Annotated in this window: 21 protein-coding genes; 13 read left to right on the forward strand and 8 right to left on the reverse strand. The window is 40.6% G+C overall.

Translation table 11 applies throughout. The features are described 5' to 3' along the window. Window positions 1-56 precede the first annotated feature (56 nt). The gene (locus tag CFS04_RS11930) at window positions 57-914 is read left to right on the forward strand and encodes a YihY/virulence factor BrkB family protein (protein ID WP_088810910.1); all 858 of its coding nucleotides are present in this window, start codon (window positions 57-59) and stop codon (window positions 912-914) included. Between the two features lie 33 nt (window positions 915-947). On the opposite strand, the gene CFS04_RS11935 is transcribed toward CFS04_RS11930, so the two are convergent. Then, entirely contained in the window at window positions 948-1,592 is a 645-nt protein-coding gene (locus tag CFS04_RS11935; RefSeq protein WP_088810911.1) for a deoxynucleoside kinase, read from the reverse strand. Window positions 1,593-1,725: 133 nt separating this feature from the next. Between CFS04_RS11935 and rlmD the strand changes: the two genes are divergently transcribed. Then, on the forward strand, window positions 1,726-3,126 hold the full coding sequence (rlmD, locus tag CFS04_RS11940; RefSeq protein WP_088810936.1) for a 23S rRNA (uracil(1939)-C(5))-methyltransferase RlmD: 1,401 nt from the start codon (window positions 1,726-1,728) through the stop codon (window positions 3,124-3,126). A gap of 80 nt (window positions 3,127-3,206) precedes the next feature. Next, window positions 3,207-3,524: a phage repressor protein gene (locus tag CFS04_RS11945; RefSeq protein ID WP_088810912.1), complete on the forward strand. Its 318-nt coding sequence runs from the start codon at window positions 3,207-3,209 to the stop codon at window positions 3,522-3,524. 16 nt (window positions 3,525-3,540) lie between these two features. Here the strand turns inward: CFS04_RS11945 and CFS04_RS11950 are convergent, their stop codons facing one another. The 3 genes from CFS04_RS11950 to CFS04_RS11960 form a co-directional block, all read right to left on the reverse strand. Beyond that, on the reverse strand, window positions 3,541-4,992 hold the full coding sequence (locus CFS04_RS11950; protein ID WP_088810913.1) for a sodium:solute symporter: 1,452 nt from the start codon (window positions 4,990-4,992) through the stop codon (window positions 3,541-3,543). Beyond that, window positions 4,989-5,180 carry a DUF3311 domain-containing protein gene (locus tag CFS04_RS11955; RefSeq protein WP_088810914.1) on the reverse strand — a complete coding sequence of 64 codons (192 nt, stop codon included), beginning with the start codon at window positions 5,178-5,180 and terminating at the stop codon, window positions 4,989-4,991. The genes CFS04_RS11950 and CFS04_RS11955 overlap by 4 nt, the downstream gene beginning before the upstream one ends. Before the next feature lie 220 nt (window positions 5,181-5,400). Further along, window positions 5,401-6,144, reverse strand: coding sequence for a MerR family transcriptional regulator (locus CFS04_RS11960; RefSeq protein ID WP_088810915.1), 744 nt, complete (start codon window positions 6,142-6,144; stop codon window positions 5,401-5,403). 182 nt (window positions 6,145-6,326) lie between these two features. Here CFS04_RS11960 and CFS04_RS11965 point away from each other — a divergent pair, with 182 nt between their 5' ends. Both CFS04_RS11965 and mprF read left to right on the forward strand, forming a co-directional pair. Beyond that, window positions 6,327-7,004, forward strand: a complete 678-nt coding sequence (locus CFS04_RS11965) for a VanZ family protein (protein ID WP_088810916.1) — start codon at window positions 6,327-6,329, stop codon at window positions 7,002-7,004. Window positions 7,005-7,031: 27 nt separating this feature from the next. Further along, window positions 7,032-9,614, forward strand: a complete 2,583-nt coding sequence (gene mprF, locus CFS04_RS11970; RefSeq protein ID WP_088810917.1) for a bifunctional lysylphosphatidylglycerol flippase/synthetase MprF — start codon at window positions 7,032-7,034, stop codon at window positions 9,612-9,614. Between the two features lie 20 nt (window positions 9,615-9,634). On the opposite strand, the gene CFS04_RS11975 is transcribed toward mprF, so the two are convergent. Continuing rightward, window positions 9,635-10,549, reverse strand: a complete 915-nt coding sequence (locus CFS04_RS11975) for a TIGR01777 family oxidoreductase (protein WP_088810918.1) — start codon at window positions 10,547-10,549, stop codon at window positions 9,635-9,637. A gap of 81 nt (window positions 10,550-10,630) precedes the next feature. Here CFS04_RS11975 and recX point away from each other — a divergent pair, with 81 nt between their 5' ends. The 3 genes from recX to CFS04_RS11990 are packed head-to-tail and all read left to right on the forward strand — an operon-like array spanning window position 10,631 to window position 12,141. Next, a complete protein-coding gene (gene recX, locus CFS04_RS11980) occupies window positions 10,631-11,446 on the forward strand; it encodes a recombination regulator RecX (RefSeq protein ID WP_088810919.1) in 816 nt (271 codons plus the stop codon). Next, complete coding sequence (locus CFS04_RS11985; RefSeq protein ID WP_088810920.1) at window positions 11,443-11,667, forward strand: YfhJ family protein; 225 nt, start codon at window positions 11,443-11,445, stop codon at window positions 11,665-11,667. Before recX ends, CFS04_RS11985 begins: the two co-directional genes overlap by 4 nt. A 12-nt stretch (window positions 11,668-11,679) precedes the next feature. Then, a complete protein-coding gene (locus tag CFS04_RS11990; RefSeq protein ID WP_088810921.1) occupies window positions 11,680-12,141 on the forward strand; it encodes a dUTPase in 462 nt (153 codons plus the stop codon). A 60-nt stretch (window positions 12,142-12,201) separates the two neighbouring features. Here CFS04_RS11990 and CFS04_RS11995 read toward each other — a convergent pair whose 3' ends face one another. Beyond that, entirely contained in the window at window positions 12,202-13,182 is a 981-nt protein-coding gene (locus CFS04_RS11995) for a metal-dependent hydrolase (protein ID WP_088810922.1), read from the reverse strand. A gap of 249 nt (window positions 13,183-13,431) precedes the next feature. Here CFS04_RS11995 and mutY point away from each other — a divergent pair, with 249 nt between their 5' ends. From mutY to CFS04_RS12010, 3 genes are all read left to right on the forward strand, one after another. Then, window positions 13,432-14,520: an A/G-specific adenine glycosylase gene (gene mutY / locus CFS04_RS12000; RefSeq protein ID WP_088810937.1), complete on the forward strand. Its 1,089-nt coding sequence runs from the start codon at window positions 13,432-13,434 to the stop codon at window positions 14,518-14,520. Beyond that, a complete protein-coding gene (gene fabL, locus CFS04_RS12005) occupies window positions 14,517-15,263 on the forward strand; it encodes an enoyl-[acyl-carrier-protein] reductase FabL (protein WP_088810923.1) in 747 nt (248 codons plus the stop codon). Before mutY ends, fabL begins: the two co-directional genes overlap by 4 nt. A gap of 171 nt (window positions 15,264-15,434) precedes the next feature. Next, window positions 15,435-15,962 carry a DUF402 domain-containing protein gene (locus CFS04_RS12010; RefSeq protein ID WP_088810924.1) on the forward strand — a complete coding sequence of 176 codons (528 nt, stop codon included), beginning with the start codon at window positions 15,435-15,437 and terminating at the stop codon, window positions 15,960-15,962. 194 nt (window positions 15,963-16,156) lie between these two features. On the opposite strand, the gene CFS04_RS12015 is transcribed toward CFS04_RS12010, so the two are convergent. Beyond that, entirely contained in the window at window positions 16,157-17,236 is a 1,080-nt protein-coding gene (locus CFS04_RS12015; protein ID WP_088810925.1) for an aromatic acid exporter family protein, read from the reverse strand. Window positions 17,237-17,319: 83 nt separating this feature from the next. Further along, entirely contained in the window at window positions 17,320-18,618 is a 1,299-nt protein-coding gene (locus CFS04_RS12020; protein WP_088810926.1) for a glutamate-1-semialdehyde 2,1-aminomutase, read from the reverse strand. A 148-nt stretch (window positions 18,619-18,766) separates the two neighbouring features. On the opposite strand from CFS04_RS12020, the gene CFS04_RS12025 reads away from it, so the two are divergent. Beyond that, window positions 18,767-19,711, forward strand: coding sequence for an NAD(P)-dependent oxidoreductase (locus tag CFS04_RS12025; protein ID WP_088810927.1), 945 nt, complete (start codon window positions 18,767-18,769; stop codon window positions 19,709-19,711). Between the two features lie 71 nt (window positions 19,712-19,782). Further along, on the forward strand, window positions 19,783-20,226 hold the full coding sequence (perR, locus tag CFS04_RS12030; protein WP_088810928.1) for a peroxide-responsive transcriptional repressor PerR: 444 nt from the start codon (window positions 19,783-19,785) through the stop codon (window positions 20,224-20,226). The last annotated feature ends 521 nt before the right edge of the window (window positions 20,227-20,747 follow it).

Genomic DNA, 20,747 nt, shown 5'->3' on the forward strand with positions numbered 1-20,747 from the left:
ACATGGTGCGCGAATTTTAAAGGACTAGAAAAAATGGTTGGAAGGAGGAATTTTTTATGCTAAAAATGCTAACGAGGCACCCGCTATATCGTTTTATCCGCATTATTATCGAGCGTTTTGGAAAGAATGATGTTTCTGGAAGTGCCGCACAGCTAGCCTATTATATGCTTTTTTCAATCTTTCCGATGCTTTTAATTGCGGCGACATTACTCGCCTATTTAAATATAGATAAAGATGCTGTTTTTAATTTAATTCAAGAGTTCGCTCCAAAAGAAATTATTAACTTTTTAGAAAGCAATTTAGATTCGTTGCTCTCAAACCGAAACGGTGGGTTGCTATCGATTGGGATTATTGGGACACTTTGGTCAGCTTCAAATGGTATGAATGCTGTCACAAAAGCACTTAACAAAGCATACAGTGTAAGCGACAGACGTAATTATTTCATCAAGCGTTTTGTATCGATGGTTTTTACACTCGCGATGTTAGCAACGGTTGCAATCACGTTAATTTTACTTGTATTCGGTCAACAAATTGGCTTGTTCGTTTTTGACCATCTGCATGTTTCACCTGAGGTCATAGATTTCTGGAATAATATTCGCTGGTTAGTAACAGTCATTGTTATTTTTGTTGTTTTTACATTTTTATATTGGGTTGCACCAGCGAAGCGCAATCATTTGTTTAAAATCTTACCAGGTGCGCTTTTTTCAACAGTCGGATGGTCGCTTACATCAATGGGTTTTGCATTTTACGTCAATAATTTTGGCAACTATTCAGCGACATACGGCAGTATCGGTGTCATCATTATTTTAATGTTATGGTTTTATCTGACAGGCATTATTTTAATGATTGGCGGCGAAATCAATGCGACACTTCTCATTTTAAAACAGAGAAGAGCAGTCGGCGAAATCAATTAAAAAGGACTGGCGATTTTATCGCCAGTCCTTTTTTTATGACCGAATTTCATTTAGCTTAGCGCGAATTAAGTCCATAAAATAAACCGCATCCGCTTCATTGTGGATATCAATTTCGTCAATGTTGACAACAAGCGTGTCACTATGATCGTAAGCGTCAAACCAGTCATCATAACGCGCATGCAAGGTGGTGTAATAGTCCAGCAAGGCGGGATTAAGCTCAATTTGCTCATAAGGACGTCCGCGCAGTTTAATGCGTTTTAAAACCGTTTCTAAACTTCCGCGCAAATAAATGAGCAGATCAGGCGACTTTTTCGGAAGCGTACTAATCTCTTCCATCATGTTGTCCAGTAAATCCAAATACGTATCCATTTCCGGCTCCGAAATATTCCCGTCCTCAAAATTAATTTTCGTGAAAAGCGCATCCTCATAAATGCTGCGATCTAAAACATTATTTTGATCTAAAAGGGCGCGTTTAATGCTACGAAAACGCGTATTTAAAAAATAAATTTGTAGCGCAAAAGCCCAGCGTTTCGGGTCGCTATAAAACATTTCAAGAATACGATTATCTTGAATACTCTCATAAAATGCCTTTGAACCAAGTTCCTTTGCAATCAGCTCCGTATAGCTGCTTTTACCAGCGCCAATCATTCCAGCAAGTACAATCACGTTTTTTTCCATCCTTTCAAAAAGCCTCCTTCGTTCAGTAAAACCAAGGCTGATATGGCTATTGTACCAAATTTTAGCTAAAAACAGCCATGACAAAACTCGCAATTTTTGGTAGTATAAGAAAGAATGAATGGAGGAGAGCATGTTGAGCGAAGCGCAAATCAAGGTCGGACAAGAATTCCCACTCACCATCAAAAAAATGGGAATTAACGGCGAAGGAATCGGATATTTTAAAAGAACTATTATTTTTGTTAAAGGCGCACTGACGGATGAAGAGGTCGTCGTAAAAGTGACTAAAACAGCGCCAAAATACAGTGAAGCCGTGGTGCGTAAAATCAGAAAACCATCACCCAATCGGGTTGTCGCGCCTTGTCCCGTATACGAAGCATGTGGGGGCTGTCAGTTGCAACACGTATCCTATTCGGCGCAACTACAGTTTAAAAAAGATATTTTAATTCAAGCGCTGAAGAAACATACAACGTTCAATACCGACAAAATGAAAATTCGCGATACAATTGGTATGGAAGACCCGTTCCGGTCCCGCAATAAAAGCCAATTTCAAGCGCGAACTAATCAAGACGGCGCTATCGTGACAGGTCTTTTTGGTGCGGATTCACACGAACTTGTGCCAACAAGTGATTGTCTCGTACAAGATGAGCGGACGGTTGAAATCACGAATTCGGTGCGCGATTTGCTTACGAAATACGGGATATCCGCGTATGACGAAGCAACCGGCCGAGGATTCATCCGCACAATTGTTGTCCGCGTGGGCGTTGAAACGGATGAGGTGCAACTTGTTTTTGTGACGACAAGCGAAAAATTTGCGAAAAAACAAGAAATCCTAACAGAAATTAAGGCGTGCCACCCAGAAATTGTATCAATCATGCAAAACATCAATTCTGATAAGACGTCTCTAATTTTTGGAGATAAGACGCTTCTTTTAGATGGAAAGGCAAGCATTGAAGAGGCGCTTAAAGAGCTTCATTTTGATTTATCGGCACGTGCCTTTTTCCAGCTCAATCCGAAGCAAACGAATCGTTTATACGAGGAAGTTTCAGAAGCGCTTACGCTAACTGGCGATGAAAAAATTGTCGATGCGTATTGCGGCGTGGGCACAATTGGGCTTTCGCTCGCTCAAAAAGTACAAGAAGTACGCGGCATGGACGTGGTCCGTGAAGCCGTTTTAGATGCGCAAAACAATGCGGTGAAAAACGGAATTACAAACGCACATTATGTGACTGGAACGGCAGAAGAAGTCTTCCAAAATTGGCGAAGTGAAGGCTACGCGCCTGACGCAATCATTGTTGACCCGCCGCGAACTGGACTTGATGCAAGTTTAACGCAAGCCATTTTAAGCGCTCGTCCGAAGCAACTTGTCTATGTGTCATGCAATCCTTCTACGTTAGCCCGCGACTTAGCTTTATTCGAAAAACGCTATCGCATTCGGTATTTGCAGCCGGTCGACATGTTCCCGATGACAAGCCACGTGGAGTGTGTCGTGAAGCTGTCGCTAAAATCAAATCAAAAGAAAAAAGTAAAAAGCTGATCCCCCGCGGAATCAGCTTTTTTTTGTTTACAAACTGTAGGCTATGTGTTACATTTAGACATGAAAAGGAGGGAGAATCTATGTCCAAGGCAAGCTACATCGCTTCCTTACTTCAAAATGGCCAGTTCATCGAGAAGTACAAAGAAGCGGGTAATTCTATGTTGCCCATCATTAAGTCAAATCAGCCAGTTAGTTTAGAACCGGTGAATGAACACACTTTATTAGAACCGAAAACAATCGTTTTTTGTAAAGTAAAAGGGAACTACTATACGCACCTGATTTCTGCCGTGCGTTCGCGCAATAATGAAATGGAATTTCAAATTTCGAATAACCATGGCTTTGTAAATGGTTGGGTCAAACGTAGAAATATTTTTGGAAAAGTAGTCAAAATTTGGTAATCATGCCAAGTTTTTTTTAATGCCGAAAATTCTCCTTTTTCGTGAATGCGCTAACTATAAAAGTGACGAGAATATTTGCCAGTAGTGGCAGGAAGCCAATGTTAATATCGCTAATTGTGCGCGGCAAGTCAGGGAAAATCGTCGCAAGCGTCATGCTGTAATTGCTGACAAAAATGGTAATTAAAATCCCCGTTGCAATTCCTGAAATGGCGCCGGCCGTTGTCACTGGATTGCGCTTCATCAAACTTGCAAAGAGCGCCGGACAAAGCTGCACAATGAGACTGTAGCCCACTTGAAGAATCGCTGCAAGCGCATTGCCACCTTGGAAAACGAACACGCAAGAAAGGGCGCCAAGAAGCGGCACGAAAAGTTTGGACAGCCTTGCGACACGCGCCTCGTTGTAGCTTCCTTTTAACCCAAAGACAATGTTTTTAGAAAATAAGGTACTCGCTGTCATTAAGAGCATCGAACCCGGCACAAGTGCGGTGAGCATGCCCGCCGCCCCAATGATACCCACGAAAAACGGGTTAAAGCTTTGAATGGCGAGCTGAATGAGTGCAAGATCGCTTTCGTCACCTTGCAAGCCGGGCACTTTAATGACGGCTGTAAATCCGATGAAAATGACAAATAATAGCATGAGCGTGTAAATTGGGCTGATTATCGCATTTTTACGGAAAGTATTTGCGTTTTTTGCGGTAAACGTAGACGCGAAAACTTGCGGCCACATATAAAAACCGAGCACATAAAAGAGAACAGTACTAATAAACCAAGTTACCGTGTAAGTGGTTTCTGGAAATGTTAGCAGTTCTGGCTTAATTGCAGCTACTTGTGTGAAAAGTTCGCCGTAACTGCCAAAATAGTGAAGTGGCAAATAAATTCCCATAAACACAATGACAAATAAAATCATAAAATCTTTTAAAACGGAAATCCAAGCAACGCCGCGAATTCCTGAAAGAACGGAATATAAAATGATGCCGAGCGTTCCGATTATTATCGCAGCATTCATTGGGATTTTTCCATATGATGTGAGCGAAACTATGATGCCAAGCCCTTTTAGCTGAATGACGATAATGGGAATAATCGCGATAACGCCCACGATAGCCACGATAACGCCAAGCCATTTGCTATCATATTTTTTAGCAAAAAAGTCAGACTGTGAAACAAGGCGATGCTCATGCGCATAAGACCAAATAAGCGGAAGTAAGAAATAAGACGAAACATAAGAAAGCGCAATGTAAACCATCACATAAACCGCTGAAATCCCCTTCGAATACGTCCAGCCGCTCCCACCTAAAAACGAGAACGTCGTATACACTTCACCCGCCGTTAAAAGAAAGACAAATACAGTATTAAAGCTTCGGTTCCCGACCGCCCAATTTTCAAGTGTCATTTTTTGTTTTTGCTTCGCGCGAATTGCTAAAATAATCGTTAAAATAAAAAAGGCCGAAATAATAAAAAGCGCCGTCATGATAAATTATCCTCCCCGTTTTGTTCCCATTTATACAAAAGAAACAAAATGATAGAGGACAGAATAACACCCGCCGCAATATAAGCTAAAACAAATGGAATTCCAAAGATAAGTGGGTAAATTCGATTTGCAAATGGAATCCCACCTAAAATAAATAAAAAGGGGATAATGAGCAACCACTTTTTCATATTTTTCCTCCTAAAATTTACTGCATTAATGCCCAAATAATAATCGCATCAAAAGCTAAAAGTCCGAGCACAACTGCCACCGAAATTTTAATGAGCAGTTTTTTATCCGTTGATTTTTTTGCCATATAAAATCCTCCATAAAGTTTACTATACAAAAGATACCATAAAAAGCGTTAAGACACCAAAAATCCCACTTTCAAACTGAAAGTGGGATTTTTTCCTAAAGTGAAGCCATGACAGCATCGCGAAGTCGTTCGGCAGTTCCAGCTCCGCCGCGGTTGTCATAGTAAGCTTTAAAGCGATCGTCGTCCACATACATGTTCACAAGACCAATGTGTGCTTCTTCCGAATAATCTGGCCAAGAGAAGGAGAGCCATTCTTTATGAGCCAAATAGATGTCTTCCTGCAAGGTCGCATCCGTTTTTACGCGTTCCAACAAGTCAAATAGCTTGTCATTTAACGCCTCCATCTTCGCAAAATCATCTTCCGAAAGGTTCATCATTTTCGCATTGCTCGCATCGACCGTTTCGTCGCCGTATTTTTCACGAATTTCATCGCCGTACTTTGCTTCATTTTTTTCAATTAAATCTTTCTTAAATCCTTCAAATTTTTCTTTGTCAGACATGTTCACCATTCCTTCCATGTTTTCAAGCGTTTTCTCGACATTTCGAATCAACGCATCAAGTCGTTCTTTTTTACGAAGGAGTTCCTGCCGGTGACTTTTTAGAGCCTCTTTTGGCTGAAAAGTAGGGTCCGTGACGAGCGCTTTAATTTCAGGAAGAGCCAGATCCATCTCACGATAGAACAAAATTTGTTGTAGCAAATCAAGCTCCCGTTGCCCGTATATTCGGTAGCCACTTGTCGAGAGCCTTGCCGGTTTTAAAAGCCCAATCTCGTCATAATAGCGTAGTGTACGTGCACTTACACCAGCTAGTTTCGCCACCTTTTGAATTGTGTATTCCAATTCCAACCACCTCCGTATTCATATTGTAAACCTTAACGTTACGTCAAGGTCAACTAGATTTTTTAATTAATTTTAGGCTTGCAAAAATGTAAGCTAGAATATACGTGGGAACGCTTTTCAAGAAGGGACCTATCTGCTACACTAGACGTATAGAAAAAATTTGGAAGGCGTGAACCTTTTTAATGCAAGCACGAAATTTAAAATATCTTGTCCTTTGCCTTCCGATTTTATATCTCGGGTACGGGATTACACTAGCGCTCCAATTTGGGAGCAGACCCGAGCTCATTAATTCAGCCGCAAATGGATTGTTTTTACTTATCATTACTTTTATTTTAACAAAAAAAGCTGTTTTAAAGACGAGTATTGATTTTGTTTGGTTTATTGTTTTTATTTTATACGTGTTTGTATTACACCATCTTGTTATGTACATTGCTTTGGGGGATTTTGTTAGCAGTACTTACATAGGGAATTTTTACATTCAAACGGATATGATTAACCTCAAGCCTTTTACAACAATCGAAAATACGGTTAGACAAACTTTACCGACAATGCCGACAATCATTCAAATTGTAGGAAATGCTTTGCTTCTTGCACCACTTTCTTTCTTTTTACTTTATTTTAAAATTTGTAAAAGGGCAAGCATGGCCATTTTAGTTGTATTTCTTACATCTTGTACGGTTGAGCTCGTTCAATTTGCACAAACAACACTGATTACCGGTTTTGATGGTATTATGCTACCAACTGGTCGTTCAACGGATATAGACGATGTGATTTTAAACACCTTAAGTGGTTGTTTGGGCGTTATTGTGATGTATAGCGTACCAACGCTTCGAAAACGAATTGGGAAAAGAAAGCGTTAATTCTTTGACAAGCGAAGGAGAATGGAAATGAAAGAAAAATTACTACAAGCCTATGATTTTTTCCAGAGAAATAGTAAGATTGTCAAAATCGTCTTTGTTTCTCTTATTATGTTATTCGTCATTTACGAGGTCATCAACATTTTAACGACCGTCGATTATAGCTCACTCAAGCAAAATTTAACTTCACAAAGCCCGGAGAGTATTTTTATTATGGTCATTGTCGGGCTAGTTGCCGTAACGCCGATGCTTATTTATGATTTTGTCATCGTCAAACTTTTACCGGGGAAATTTTCAGCGATGCACGTTGTCTCCTCAGGCTGGATTACAAATACATTCACCAATATTGGTGGTTTTGGCGGCGTTTTGGGCGCTTCTTTACGCGCTAGTTTTTACGGGAAAAATGCATCACACAAAGAAATTTTACTTGCGATTTCAAAAATAGCATTATTTTTAGTTTCTGGACTATCCATTTACTGTTTAATTGGCCTTACAACACTGGCCATTCCAAATTTTGCGAATCATTTTATCAGCTACTGGCCGTGGCTTCTTGGCGGCGGACTTTATTTTCCGATTTTATTTACAGTCACCAAATGGAAAAGCAAGTCGCTGTTTGAAGACTTGCCGCTAAAACGTGAGTTGACATTAATTTCTGCATCGCTTTTAGAATGGGGCTTTGCATTTGGTTGTTTTGTCATCATTGGCTTTTTAATGAATGAACCAGTCGATTTGATGAAAGTATTTCCACTTTTCGTCATCGCTTCTGTTATTGGGATTATTTCAATGGTTCCAGGCGGTGTCGGCACATTTGATTTAGTCATGCTTTACGGCCTCGGGCAGCTAGGCGTTTCAGAAGAACTGGCACTCGTGTGGTTGTTGTTTTACCGAATCTTTTACTACATTGTCCCATTTATCGCAGGCTTATTTTTCTTCGTACAAAAAGCCGGCAAACGATTTAACGATTATTTAGAAAATTTACCCTTTCTATTTTTACAAAAACTAGCGCATCGTTTCCTTATTATTTTCGTTTATTTCAGCGGTTTACTGCTCGTTATTTCTTCTGTTGCACCATTTGCGATCTACCACGTCCCATTTTTGTATAAACTCATGCCTTTTGGTTTTCTGTTCATCTCCCAGGTTACAAACGTCGCGTTTGGTTTTCTGCTGCTTGGCCTAGGTCGAGCTATTGAAAGCAAAACGAAAAAAGCCTACATCACAACGATTATCATACTAGGCTGCGCGATTTTCAACACCTTGGCGCGTGTATTTTCCATCAAACAAGCGATTTTCCTTGGCATCATTTTGCTGTGCGTGTATTTAGCGAGAAAAGAATTTTACCGTGAAAAATTTGTGTACACGTGGAGTAAAATCATCATGGATGCGGTCATCTTTATTGCCTGCCTAGCCGGATATGTTATCATCGGTATTTACAATTCGCCGAACATCCAACATAAAAAGCAAATTCCGGAATACTTGGAAATTGCGTCTGAACACGTGTGGGTAACCGGCTTCATCGGCATGCTCATCGCGGTCATCTGCCTAGTAGCCATCTACATTTATTTCTCGCAATCCGAGGAAAAATTTGGCAGCCCTTTTGAAGCCGAAAAAGTGCGCGCCCATTTAGAGAAGTGGGGCGGCAATGAAGTAAGCCACACCATGTTTCTGCGCGACAAATTGCTATTTTGGGCACAAGATGGCGACGTCCTTTTTGGCTTCCGAATTATCGCCGATAAAATGGTGATTATGGGCGAACCTACGGGGGATCCAAATCGGCGTGATGCGGCCATTTTAGAACTGCTTGAGAAAGCGGATTTGTTCGGCTATCGCCCCGTATTTTATGAAGTCCGCGGGGACATGTTGCCATACTTACACGAAATTGGTTTTGACTTTATTAAACTAGGCGAGGAAGGTTACGTTGATGTCACCAACTTCTCTCTTTCTGGGAAAAAGAAAAAGGGGGAGCGCGCTTTAATGAACAAATTTGAACGCGAAGGCTATCAATTTGAGATTCTCGAAGCGCCGTTTAGCTCTGATGTTTGGAATACGCTGCGTAAAATATCCAATGAATGGCTAGACGGTCGTACGGAAAAAGGTTTTTCTCTAGGCTTTTTCGACACCTATTATTTAGAACAAGCGGGGGTTGCGGTTGCTAGAAATGAAGCTGGAAAAATCATCGCCTTTGCGTCCATGATGCCTGCTTATAACGATGAACTTTCCTCGATTGATTTAATGCGCTACGGCAAAGAAGCACCATCAGGTATTATGGATTTCCTCTTCATCAATTTGTTTGAAGATGCGAAAGAAAATGGCTATCAAGTTTTCAATATGGGGATGGCGCCACTCGCCAATGTCGGCGAATCCAAATACGCGTTTCTCGGCGAACGTATGGCGGGACTTGTTTACCGCTACAGTCAAGGTTTCTACGGATTTAAAGGGCTTAGAAACTACAAGGCAAAATACGTCAACGTCTGGGTGCAAAAATTTGTCGCCTACCGAAAACGGAGTTCCATTGCCTTTACAATGTTACAACTCATGCTTCTAGTAGGGAAAAAACGCCAATTATCCCACAATCAAATAATTTTAGAAGTCCCGCTTTCTGAGTTCGAAGAATAATAAAGAGGCGTAGCAAAGCGCTACGCCTCTTCATTTATTAAATCGTCCAAAGCTTCTTCTAGCGTGTTAAATGTGAACTCGAAATGATGGGCGAGTAGTTTATCTGGATACACGCGTTGACTATCTAAAATCATCGCAGCTTTATCCGCAAGTGCGAGTCTAATGGCTCTTTTAGGAACGGGAGTTTTGTACGGACGATGTAATTTCTTCCCAAGTAGCTCGGCGAATTTTTTCTCTTGGACGGGGTGCGGAGCGACCAAATTGATGGCGCCATCTAGTTCTTCCTTTTGAATGATGAAGCGGATAGCAGAGATAACGTCGTCAATGTGGATCCAAGAATACCATTGTTTTCCGCTGCCGAAGCGTCCACCGAAGAAATTTCGGAAGGCTTTTTCGAAAATCGGAAACGCACCGCCGTCTGTTCCTAAAATGAGGCCAAAGCGGGCGAATGCAACACGAATGCCGTATTGTTCGGCTTTTATCGCCGTTTCTTCCCACTCGTGAACAGTGCGTGCTAAAAAGGTACGGCTCATAGGTGTTTCTTCGGAATCGCTATAAATGGCAGTTTTAGAAGAAGGATAGACGCCAATTGCGCTCGCATTAATCCATACTTTTGGTCGGACATTCATTTTGCGAACAATTGCTAGGAGTGCGGCTGTTGCTTCCACGCGACTCGAAACAATGGCGCGTTTTCGTTCTTCCGTGTAGCGCCCGTCGGCTAAACTAACACCAGCTAAATTGATAACCGCATCAAAAACGTGTTCTTTTAAATCAGGAAGCGGGGTTTCATCTGTTAGCCAGTTAATAAAATGGACATTCGCATAATCGGCTTGGTTGCCGCGCGTCAAAATATAAATATCATCCATCGTCTTTTCAAAGTCATGCGTTAAATGGCGCCCGACGAAACCAGTTCCGCCGGCAATTAAAATTTTCATAATCGGCTCACCTCTTTACTTAGTTCTATTCCCACTTTCTTCAAATAAAAACTGTGATACAATGGAAGAGGAGGTTTTTTGATGAAAATAACTGCGATTCAAGCCCAACAAAAAAACAAAGAACGTTACAACATTTTTGTAGATGAAAACTATTTATTCAGTGTAGACGAAGCCGTATTAGTGAAATTTCAACTAAAAAAAGAAATGCCGCTAACCAATGAATTAATAGATAAAATCGTCGAGGAAGATGAAGTCCGTAAAGGCTTAAATAAAGCCATTCAATTTTTAGCGCACCGCGTTCGGTCAGAAAAAGAAGTGCGTGACTATTTGAAAAAACAGGAAATTTCAGAAGCACATATTTCGAGTGTCATTCAAAAATTGGTGGAAATGAACTATTTAGATGACGCCGAGTTCGCGAAACTGTATATTAGAACGCAAATGAAAACGACAACAAAAGGAAAAGGTAAAATTGAACGCGAACTCATTGAAAAAGGCATCACGCGCGAACTCATTGCCGAAACACTTCCGTTTTATACAAGTGATATGCAATTAGAAAACGCGAATAAAGAAGCAGCAAAAATTGCGCGCCGCGGCAAGCGGACATCACGTAAAATTTTAACACAAAAAATTGTGACCGATTTAATGCAAAAAGGCTATACCGTCGAGCTTGCAAAAGAAGCGGCAGCCATCGCAACAGCGGATTTAGATGAAAATAGTGACGAAGCAATTCTCGGTGCAGAGCTTGAAAAGCTGATGCGGAAAAATAAACGACTTGGTCCGAAGAAGGCGAAACAAAAAACCATTCAGTCACTCATGCAAAAAGGCTTTCAATATGATACAATACAAACTTATCTAGCCGAAAATGAAATTGATTTTGAAGAGGTGGAGCAAGATTGAATGAATATGTAGAAGAACTCGTACAATTGCTTCAAGCGAAAAATCCGAGTTTAGACAAAGAAAAAGCGCTCTTTTGGGTGGAAATGCTTTGGTCGGATTTTGAAAGTTCTTATGCGAAAGCAGGTTATCCGTACCGCGGACCTGAATATGCTTATGAATATGTCAAACAACAAATTGAACGCCACGGAGCTGTGCTTCATCATGTGAGTTCGAGAAAATAAAGGAGAGTTTAAATGAAAATAAGAGGTTTTGAAGTTGTCAAGGATGCTAATCGAGTATTTTTGAATCAAACGATTACACTGCCCGTTCGCTCAGATAAAGGGTCAGCTGGGTATGACTTTTTCTCCAATGAAGAAGTGACACTACACCCGGGGAGCCAGCACGTTTTCTGGACAGACGTGAAGACCTACATGCAAGCTGATGAGGTGTTAAGTGTTTACGTGCGTTCCTCGATTGGAATTAAACGCGGACTTAATTTATCAAATAACACAGGAATCATTGATGCATCTTATTACGGGAATCCTTCGAATGACGGAAACATTGGAATTGCGATGCGAAACATTGGCGAAGCTAGTGTTAAAATTGAACAAGGTGAGCGAATTGCCCAAGGTATTTTCACAAAATATCTCGTTGCTGACGTGGACGATGTGACAAATGAGTCACGCGCTGGTGGTGTTGGGAGTACTGGTAAATAAATTTTAAATAAAAATCCCAGCTGTTATTGTAACAGCTGGGGTTTGTTTATGAGGTTAAAGTTACACAGCTACTGGGGTGAGTTTCTTCTGAAGTTTTTCATCAGAGAAAATCCAGCCCGTGTAAGATGATAAGATATTCATATCATCGTCTAGACGAACAACGGCAACAAACGGATAGTGCCCGTTGCTACGGTATCTCAAATCCGTAAACGTGACATACGTGGCATCTAACTTTTCTTCGATTCTCCAGTTATACACTTTTGAAAAGGAGACAAAAGCGGCCAAGTTTTTATCTTGTTTCGCAGAACGAATGATTTCATTATTTGGAACGGGTAAGCGATCAAACTTTTCATAAACTGAAATGTTTCGTTTGAAAGCACGTCCCACATAATAATGTTCTTTCGTTGTCACAGCGACACGCCACTGGAAGAAATGAATCGTTGAAGCGATGATGATTTCTTCGGCATCAGGAATTAAATTCTTGACGGCATGTTTAATCATGTGCTGTGTAACTGCGCGTGCGACATAATAAAGCGCGAGGATTCCGTAAAGCGTAAAGAATGTTGGACCAGCAGGAGCACCGAGTAGCCAGATGATAATCGCAACGACATGTGATCCAAAAATAAACCAATCAAATGTGTTGATGAAACCAAATGCGACCCAAGTGTCTTTAAATGGTCGAACCGCTTGCGTCCCGTATGCATTAAAAATATCGACGAAAATGTGTAACCCGACTGCTATAAAGCTCCATAAGAGCAAGTGTAAAAATGTTGCTGCCGGAAAAATAAAGTAAAGTACAGTTGAAATTAAGAGCGGCCAAATCGCGAGCATCGGAAGGGAATGTGTAATCCCCCGGTGATTACGAATATAATCCGCATTGTTTTTAAGTTTTAATACAGTGTCAATATCAGGAATTTGAGAACCAATAATTGTTGCTGCCATGATACCCATTGTAGCATGAGTACTACTTGCAACTACAGGGTCAATTGTTGCGAGAGCCCCAAGTGCAATCCCCATAACAACATGTGTGCCTGTGTCCAAATGCTTTCCTCCTCCAAGAAGTTAGAAAGAGTCACTTAACAAACCAAGCGGCATCTTCCTGCGACTAAAGTGTGTGGGTGAGTAATTACTACTCTGTCAGCTAAGCCTTTACAAGCAGAGTGCTGTTCAAAAAAAGCTAGCTTCTGTATAATAGAAAAAGCTTAACCATTAATCTATTCCCATGTTTTCATTATACTACACATCGAAAGTGCGGAGCATTAGAATTTTATGAGAAATTTAGGTGAACGAATGACAAATACATACTTTGATAAAAAACAAACTGAAGCTTTCAGACAAGCGCTAATCGATTGGTACTTAGCCAATAAACGGATACTTCCCTGGCGTGAGAACACTGACCCGTACCGGATTTGGGTGTCAGAAATCATGCTACAACAAACGCGGGTGGACACGGTTATCCCTTATTTCACGCGATTTATGACGCAATTTGAAACGATGGAAGACTTTGCTTATGCAGATGAAAATGCGATTCTTAAAATTTGGGAGGGGCTCGGTTATTATTCACGTGTCCGCAATTTGCAGGCGGCGATGCGTCAAGTTGTTGAAGAACATGAGGGAATAGTGCCAGACACGTTAAAGGACATTTTAAGTCTAAAAGGGGTTGGCCCATATACTGCCGGCGCAATTTTAAGTATCGCCTATCAGAAAGCGGAACCCGCAATTGATGGGAATGTTATGCGTGTCATGTCGCGCGTATGCGAAATTGATGCGGACATTATGAAACCAAGTACGCGAAAGATTTTTGAAACGGTGCTGTATGATTTAATTGACCCAATTGATCCTGCGTCTTTCAACCAAGGCTTAATGGAAATTGGCGCGTTAGTTTGCACACCGAAAAAGCCAATGTGCCTACTTTGCCCACTGCAACCGTTTTGTTCAGCGCACAAAAATGGGAAGGAACTGGACTATCCAGTTAAAATAAAAAAAGTGAAGTCGAAAAAAATTCATCTGCTGGCAATTGTTGTCCGGCAAAATGACCGCATTTTAGTTGAACAGCGCCCGTCAGAAGGACTGCTAGCCAATTTATGGCAGTTTCCAACTGTGGAAGTAAAAGCAAATGCCAATAGTGAAATGGTAAAACTTGCTTTCCTAAAAAAATATGGTTTAGAAGTTGAACTTCAAGAATCGCTACCGCATGTGAAGCATATTTTTTCGCATTTGGTGTGGGAAGTGGACGTTTTGACGGCTAAACTTACTGGCGGTAAGCCAGAAGACAAGGTGAAATTTGTTTCAGAAGAGGAGATGCAGCGGCTTGCGTTTCCCGTGCCATACCAAAAAATGTGGCAAAGTTTTATTGAGAGAAAAGGGGATTTGGAATGAATAAAGTAGCTTTAGTGACTGGAAGTAGTCGCGGGCTTGGTCGTGAAATCGCGATTCAGCTTGCAAAAGAAGGATATGATGTGGCGGTAAATTTTGCGCGGAGTCGTAAAAAAGCCGAAGAGGTGCAGGCGGAAATTGAAAAACTTGGCAGAAAATGTGAGCTTTTCCGTGCGAATATTGGCGATGTTGAAAAAACGCGCGCGATGTTTGCTGAAATTAAAGCGACGTTTGGACGACTTGACCTTTTTGTGAGCAATGCGGCTAGCGGCGTCTTGAAACCGCTGATGGAGCTTGAACAAACGCACTGGGACTGGACGATGAATATTAATGCGCGTGCCTTTTTGTTCGCTAGTCAAGAAGCGGCTAAGATGATGCAGGAAACTGGCGGCGGGAAAATCATTGGGTTAAGCTCAATTGGTTCGATTCGTTATTTGGATAATTATACGACTGTTGGCGTTTCTAAGGCGGCGGTTGAATCGCTCACGCGTTACTTGGCGGTTGAGCTTGCGCCTTACGGAATAGCAGTTAACACGGTTTCAGGTGGCTTGATTGAAACGGACGCGCTGGAACATTTTCCGAATAAAGCGGAGTTAATCGAAGATGCGATTAGTAGGACTCCGGCGGGGCGCATGGTGGAGCTTCAAGATTTAGTCAGCACAGTCATGTTTCTTGCGAGCAGCCATGCAGATATGATTCGCGGGCAGACGATTGTGGTTGATGGTGGACGGACATTACTCGTATAAGCTCAAATAAAAATGATTTTCCCACTTTAAATGGAACTTTCTGCACGGATTTTACTTTTTTAATCAAAAAAGATGATTTTCCGTAGTTTATTGTTTTTTGCGTTGTTTTGTTATGTTATAATGATTTGTGAATAACAGCTTCTAGTACATGAAGAAAGTAGGAAAGTGTGTATGTACTTGCCAAAAGAGAAAGAAATTATCCAGATTAAGAGCTACAAACACAACGGTAAACTTCATCGTACTTGGAAAAAAACAGTTGTGCTAAAAGCAACGGAAAATGTTATTATCGGGGGAAATGATCATACACTTGTCGTGGAATCTGACGGGCGAAAATGGGTAACGAGAGAGCCATCAATTTGCTATTTTCATAGCGATTATTGGTTTAATGTGATTTCAATGATACGGGAAGATGGCCTGTACCATTATTGTAATCTAGGAACGCCTTTTGCGGTCGATGAGGAAGCGTTAAAGTATATTGATTATGACTTAGATATTAAAGTTTTTCCTGACGGACGTTTCCATTTACTTGATGAAGGTGAATACGAGCAGCATCGTCGCCAAATGAAATATCCTGATGCCATCGACCGAATTTTACGCAATAACGTAGATATTTTGAGTCACTGGATTTTGGATAAAAAAGGACCTTTTTCGAAGGACTATATTGATATTTGGTATGAAAAGTACAAAGAATACCGTTGAAAAAAAGACGCATTTGCCTAAACCTGTTTGTTAATAAGGTTTGGGCAACGTCTTTTTTTTGGCGTCTTTTTGTTCGCTTTACATGGCTAATAAGTATGTGATTCCAAGTAAAATAAAGCGGATAAAAATAAGCATAAATCTAGTAAAGTCCATTACCTAAATGGTAGTGTTACTAGATTTATGCTTTTTATCCATTACTCTTCCGTCACACTAATATCAATTTTATTCTCATCCGTATGGCGGATTTTAAAACTATGAATGAGTTTTTCTAAATAGTCGATTGCTTCCTGATAGGCAAAAACGCAAGCGATAATGCGCATTAAGTGATACTCATCTGTGTTGTTTTCCGGGTCATCCGATTTCATTTCATTTAAAAATAAATCCATTAATTCTTTCGGATCTTGCGCCAAATGGTCTTCCAAGTAATCTGTATCAACGGCAACGCGGTCAATGTATGTGAGTAGAAGTTGTTCATGTTTATCTACTAAAAAGTCAATTTGCTGTCTGATGACCTCTTGTTTTTCAGGATTAAGTTGTAAATAATCATTTTCGTAGCGATTTTGAATTTTTAAAAGTTCATAGCCTTTTTGTGAGCAGAGAATCATTTGCCGGTAGATAGCAATTTTACGCCCTTTAGAAACAGAATTTCGCTTTAAAAAAGTTCTTTCTTCTTTATAAAGCTCATATTGATTACGAATTTGCCCAATTTGTTTCTGCATCCAGTTCATATCTTTTTTTAGTAAAGGAAAATCAGCGGCATGGCGTAAATTTAAGCGGATCCATTTAATAATCTCATTGTTCGTATTGTAAATTTGCTGATACAAAGCCACTTCATATTTTGGTGGAATGAAAATTAAGTTGACGATAAATGCTGCAACAAGCCCTAGCATGATTGTACCAAAACGAATTAAGGCGATTTCAAGGAAGTCATTTCCGGGTGAATCCATGACAATAACAAGTGTTACAAGAGCAAGGCCAATCGTATTTTCTAGTTTTAATTGCAGAAGTAGCGCCACACAAATAACGGAAGCTACGCCAATCAAAATGAAGTCATTTCCAATGTATAGACCAAAAACAATGGCAATGATGGCACCAATCACATTTCCTTGCGCGCGCTCTAAAATAGTTCGGTACGAGCGGTAAATGGACGGTTGAATCGCAAATATGGCGGAAATTCCTGCCAGCGAAGGAGAGGGGGACTGGAAAAGTTCGGCAATAAATAAAGCTAAACTTATAGCAATACCAGTTTTTAATATTCTAGCTCCAAATTTCATGGTAGGTGATTCCTTTCTAATGGGCGATTTTTATCTTTTAATACCTTTATTATAACCATATTTTTCATTTTGTAACATAAAAATCATTTTTCGGAGGCCATAATGGCAAATACACGCTCTGTTGCCGCAATTGTGTCGTCGATATCTGCTTCAGTATGGGCCGTTGTAATAAACCAAGCCTCGTATTTCGATGCCGCCAGTAAGATACCTTCCTCACGCATAAGTTTAAAGAAACGACTAAATTGTTCGCCGTCAGTTTGTTCAGCATCTGCATAGTTCCGCACAGTTTTATCGGTGAAAAATACCGTCAGCGCCCCAACAATTTGGTTAATCGTAATTGTAATGCCGTGTTTTGCAGCAGCATTTAAAATACCATTTTTCAATTTAGATCCGTATTTTTCAAAACGATCATAAAGTCCTTCTTCTTGTAAAACTTCTAGGCAGGCAATGCCAGATAGAATGGAAGCGGGATTTCCAGCGTGTGTGCCAGCTTGATAAGCCGGACCAAGCGGTGCTACAGTTTCCATAATATCCAAGCGCCCGCCATACGCCCCAATCGGCAAGCCGCCGCCAATAATTTTTCCAAGCGCTGTCAAATCCGGTTTCACTTGGAGCAAATCTTGCGCCCCGCCGTACATAAAGCGAAATGCCGTAATCACTTCATCATAAATCACGAGCGCACCCGCCGCATGAGTCAGCTCATTTACTTTTTTCAAAAATCCTGGTTCTGGCCCGACAATCCCGAAATTCCCGACAATCGGCTCCACAAGCACCGCTGCCACCTGATCGCCCCAAACATCAAGAGCTTCTTTAAAAGCTTCGACGTTGTTAAAAGGAACGGTAATGACTTCTTTGGCTGTCGCTTCTGTCACACCAGCAGAATCAGGCGTGCCTAGTGTTGAAGGTCCAGAACCCGCTTCCACCAAAACGAGATCGAAGTGTCCGTGATAAGACCCGCCGAATTTAATAATCTTATCTCGGCCAGTATAGGCGCGAGCAACACGAACCGTTGTCATGACAGCTTCCGTACCAGAATTGGTAAAGCGCACCTTTTCCATAGAAGGAATCGCTTCTTTTAACATTTTCGCAAATGTAATTTCATGCACAGTTGGCGTACCATATAAAACCCCAGTTTCTGCAGCCTTTGTAATCGCCTTTGTAATGTGTGGGTGTGCATGGCCGGTAATAATGGGGCCAAAAGCCGCTAAGTAATCAATATATTTATTCCCGTCCACATCATAAAAATAAGCCCCTTCTGCTCGCTCCATCGTAATCGGCACACCGCCACCAACGCCCTTGTACGAACGACTTGGACTATTAACGCCGCCAACAATATGTTTTTTTGCTTCCTTATGTATAGCATCTGATTTTGAATGATCCATCTAGACATCTCCTTTGAATTTCGCGGAATCCCGCTTATCTAGTCCATTTTATGCGAAATAATTTAAAACAGCAACATGAAAGAACAACTTAATTGCCGTTTTTTCAAAAAAAGCATAAACTAAAAGAGTAGAAAGGGGGCTGGGCTGTTTGAAAATCTTATATACGCTAACGATACCGGAAGATTGGCAAGTAAAACAGCAAGAAGCATATCCAAACGATATATTTTATTACGAAAAAGAAATAAAGAACTTTAAGGAACTTAATGAAGTGGACTGCATCGTGACATATGGCGGTGACATCACAGCAGAAATTATTGAAGCAGCTAGCGCACTAAAGTGGATTATGGTCTTTTCTGCGGGCGTTGACGGCTTACCTAAGCAAGCTATTCTAGAAAAAAATATTTTAGTGTCAAATGTTCGCGGCATTCACGCTGTCCCGATGGCAGAATTTGTGCTGAGCTATTTGTTGCATGACGTGAAGCAATTACAACACTTTTATGAAGCTCAAAAAAAGAAAGAGTGGGCGTTTTCCCACCCTGTCGTTGAGCTCGGCAATAAGAAAATCGTCGTTGCTGGCGCAGGAGCAATCGGCTCACAAATCGCAAAATTCGCCAAAATGTTTGGCATGCAAACGGTAGGACTAAATACAACCGGCCACCCAGTAGAAGGTTTTGACAAAACTTTCGCCATGCGTGACTTAAAACAAGTAATTCGCGCCGCTGACTATTTCGTTTCTGTGCTACCAAAAACAAAAGAAACGACAGGCGTCTATGATGAAGACTTCTTCCATATTTTGCCGAAGAGCGCCGTATTCATCAACATCGGTCGTGGAAACGCTATAGAAAGCGCCATTTTAGAAAAAGTCATCGCTGAAAAAACCATTCGCCATTTCTATCTCGACGTCTACCCCGAGGAACCGCTGGCGACTGAAAGCCCGATTTGGACAGCTACAAATGTCACAATGACCCCACACGTATCTGGACATACCGATCAATATATTAATCGCAGCATGGAAATCTGGCTTGATAGTCTAGAGAAGTTTAAAGCAGGCAAAACCGTGCAGAATGAAATCAACTTAAATAGAGGATATTAAATCGTTGTATTGACAGCTTATGAACATTTCCGTTAAAATATAAGAAAGTTATCATTTAAAGGAAGGAGTGCATGACGGTGTCTAACACTCATTTAAAAGAGTCAATAGATATTCTAAAACAGTCAGGAGTACGAATTACTCCTCAACGTCATGCTATACTTGAGTTCTTAATTAATTCACATATTCATCCAACTGCCGACGAAATATACAAGGCACTTGAAGGTGATTTTCCAAATATGAGTGTTGCAACAGTCTACAATAACTTACGCGTATTTAGAGATGCAGGATTAATTAAGGAATTATCATATGGCGACGCTTCAAGCCGATTTGATTTTTCTACTTCTAACCATTATCATGCTATATGCGATGAATGTGGAAAGATTGTTGATTTCCATTATCCAGGTCTAGATGAAGTCGAGCATTTTGCCTCCCATGTTACAGGGTATGAAATTAACAAACATCGTTTAGAAGTTTATGGGTTATGTCCTGAATGTAAAGCGAAAAATAAAAAATAAAATCACCTATTTTAAAAATAGGTGATTTTTGTTTTGCATAAAATGATTAATTTTTATGCGGAAAAGGGGATTTTAAAGCCTAGTTTGCCTTAGAAATGGTGAAAAAAATATTTTCTCGCATTTTTATGCATAAACTTGTTGACATCTTCATTTAAAATTGATATATTAGTTTTCGGCGCTACTAATCAATTGTTTTTGAAATTAAATTAATTCAAAAAAATGTTGACAGGCAAGCGTTTAGATGATATGATTTAAAAGTCGCAAAAAGCCAGTTGCTTTTCAAAAATGCGGCAAATTATGACCTTTGAAAACTGAACAAAACGAAGATGAAAAAGCGATGAAACAGATGTTTCACCAATCAATTCATAGGACAGGAAACAAAAAGATGTTTCCAAAAAAAGTAAGAAACAAGCTAGCAAAGTCAATTTGTGACGCTAAGGAAACTTATTCACGGTGTTGAATAAGTATTCAAATTCGATTTATTTTAAAGAGAGTTTGATCCTGGCTCAGGACGAACGCTG

It is taken from the genome of Listeria sp. ILCC796 (assembly GCF_900186175.1).
In the GTDB taxonomy this organism is placed as follows: Bacteria; Bacillota; Bacilli; order Lactobacillales; family Listeriaceae; genus Listeria; species Listeria goaensis.

Coding starts and splice junctions, on each gene's coding strand:
- CFS04_RS11930 (WP_088810910.1), top strand. CDS start 57: ATGCTAAAAATGCTAACGAGGCACCCGCTATATCGTTTTATCCGCATT.
- CFS04_RS11935 (WP_088810911.1), bottom strand. CDS start 1,592: ATGGAAAAAAACGTGATTGTACTTGCTGGAATGATTGGCGCTGGTAAA.
- CFS04_RS11945 (WP_088810912.1), top strand. CDS start 3,207: ATGTCCAAGGCAAGCTACATCGCTTCCTTACTTCAAAATGGCCAGTTC.
- CFS04_RS11950 (WP_088810913.1), bottom strand. CDS start 4,992: ATGACGGCGCTTTTTATTATTTCGGCCTTTTTTATTTTAACGATTATT.
- CFS04_RS11955 (WP_088810914.1), bottom strand. CDS start 5,180: ATGAAAAAGTGGTTGCTCATTATCCCCTTTTTATTTATTTTAGGTGGG.
- CFS04_RS11965 (WP_088810916.1), top strand. CDS start 6,327: ATGCAAGCACGAAATTTAAAATATCTTGTCCTTTGCCTTCCGATTTTA.
- mprF (WP_088810917.1), top strand. CDS start 7,032: ATGAAAGAAAAATTACTACAAGCCTATGATTTTTTCCAGAGAAATAGT.
- CFS04_RS11975 (WP_088810918.1), bottom strand. CDS start 10,549: ATGAAAATTTTAATTGCCGGCGGAACTGGTTTCGTCGGGCGCCATTTA.
- recX (WP_088810919.1), top strand. CDS start 10,631: ATGAAAATAACTGCGATTCAAGCCCAACAAAAAAACAAAGAACGTTAC.
- CFS04_RS11990 (WP_088810921.1), top strand. CDS start 11,680: ATGAAAATAAGAGGTTTTGAAGTTGTCAAGGATGCTAATCGAGTATTT.
- mutY (WP_088810937.1), top strand. CDS start 13,432: ATGACAAATACATACTTTGATAAAAAACAAACTGAAGCTTTCAGACAA.
- fabL (WP_088810923.1), top strand. CDS start 14,517: ATGAATAAAGTAGCTTTAGTGACTGGAAGTAGTCGCGGGCTTGGTCGT.
- CFS04_RS12010 (WP_088810924.1), top strand. CDS start 15,435: ATGTACTTGCCAAAAGAGAAAGAAATTATCCAGATTAAGAGCTACAAA.
- CFS04_RS12015 (WP_088810925.1), bottom strand. CDS start 17,236: ATGAAATTTGGAGCTAGAATATTAAAAACTGGTATTGCTATAAGTTTA.
- CFS04_RS12020 (WP_088810926.1), bottom strand. CDS start 18,618: ATGGATCATTCAAAATCAGATGCTATACATAAGGAAGCAAAAAAACAT.
- perR (WP_088810928.1), top strand. CDS start 19,783: ATGACGGTGTCTAACACTCATTTAAAAGAGTCAATAGATATTCTAAAA.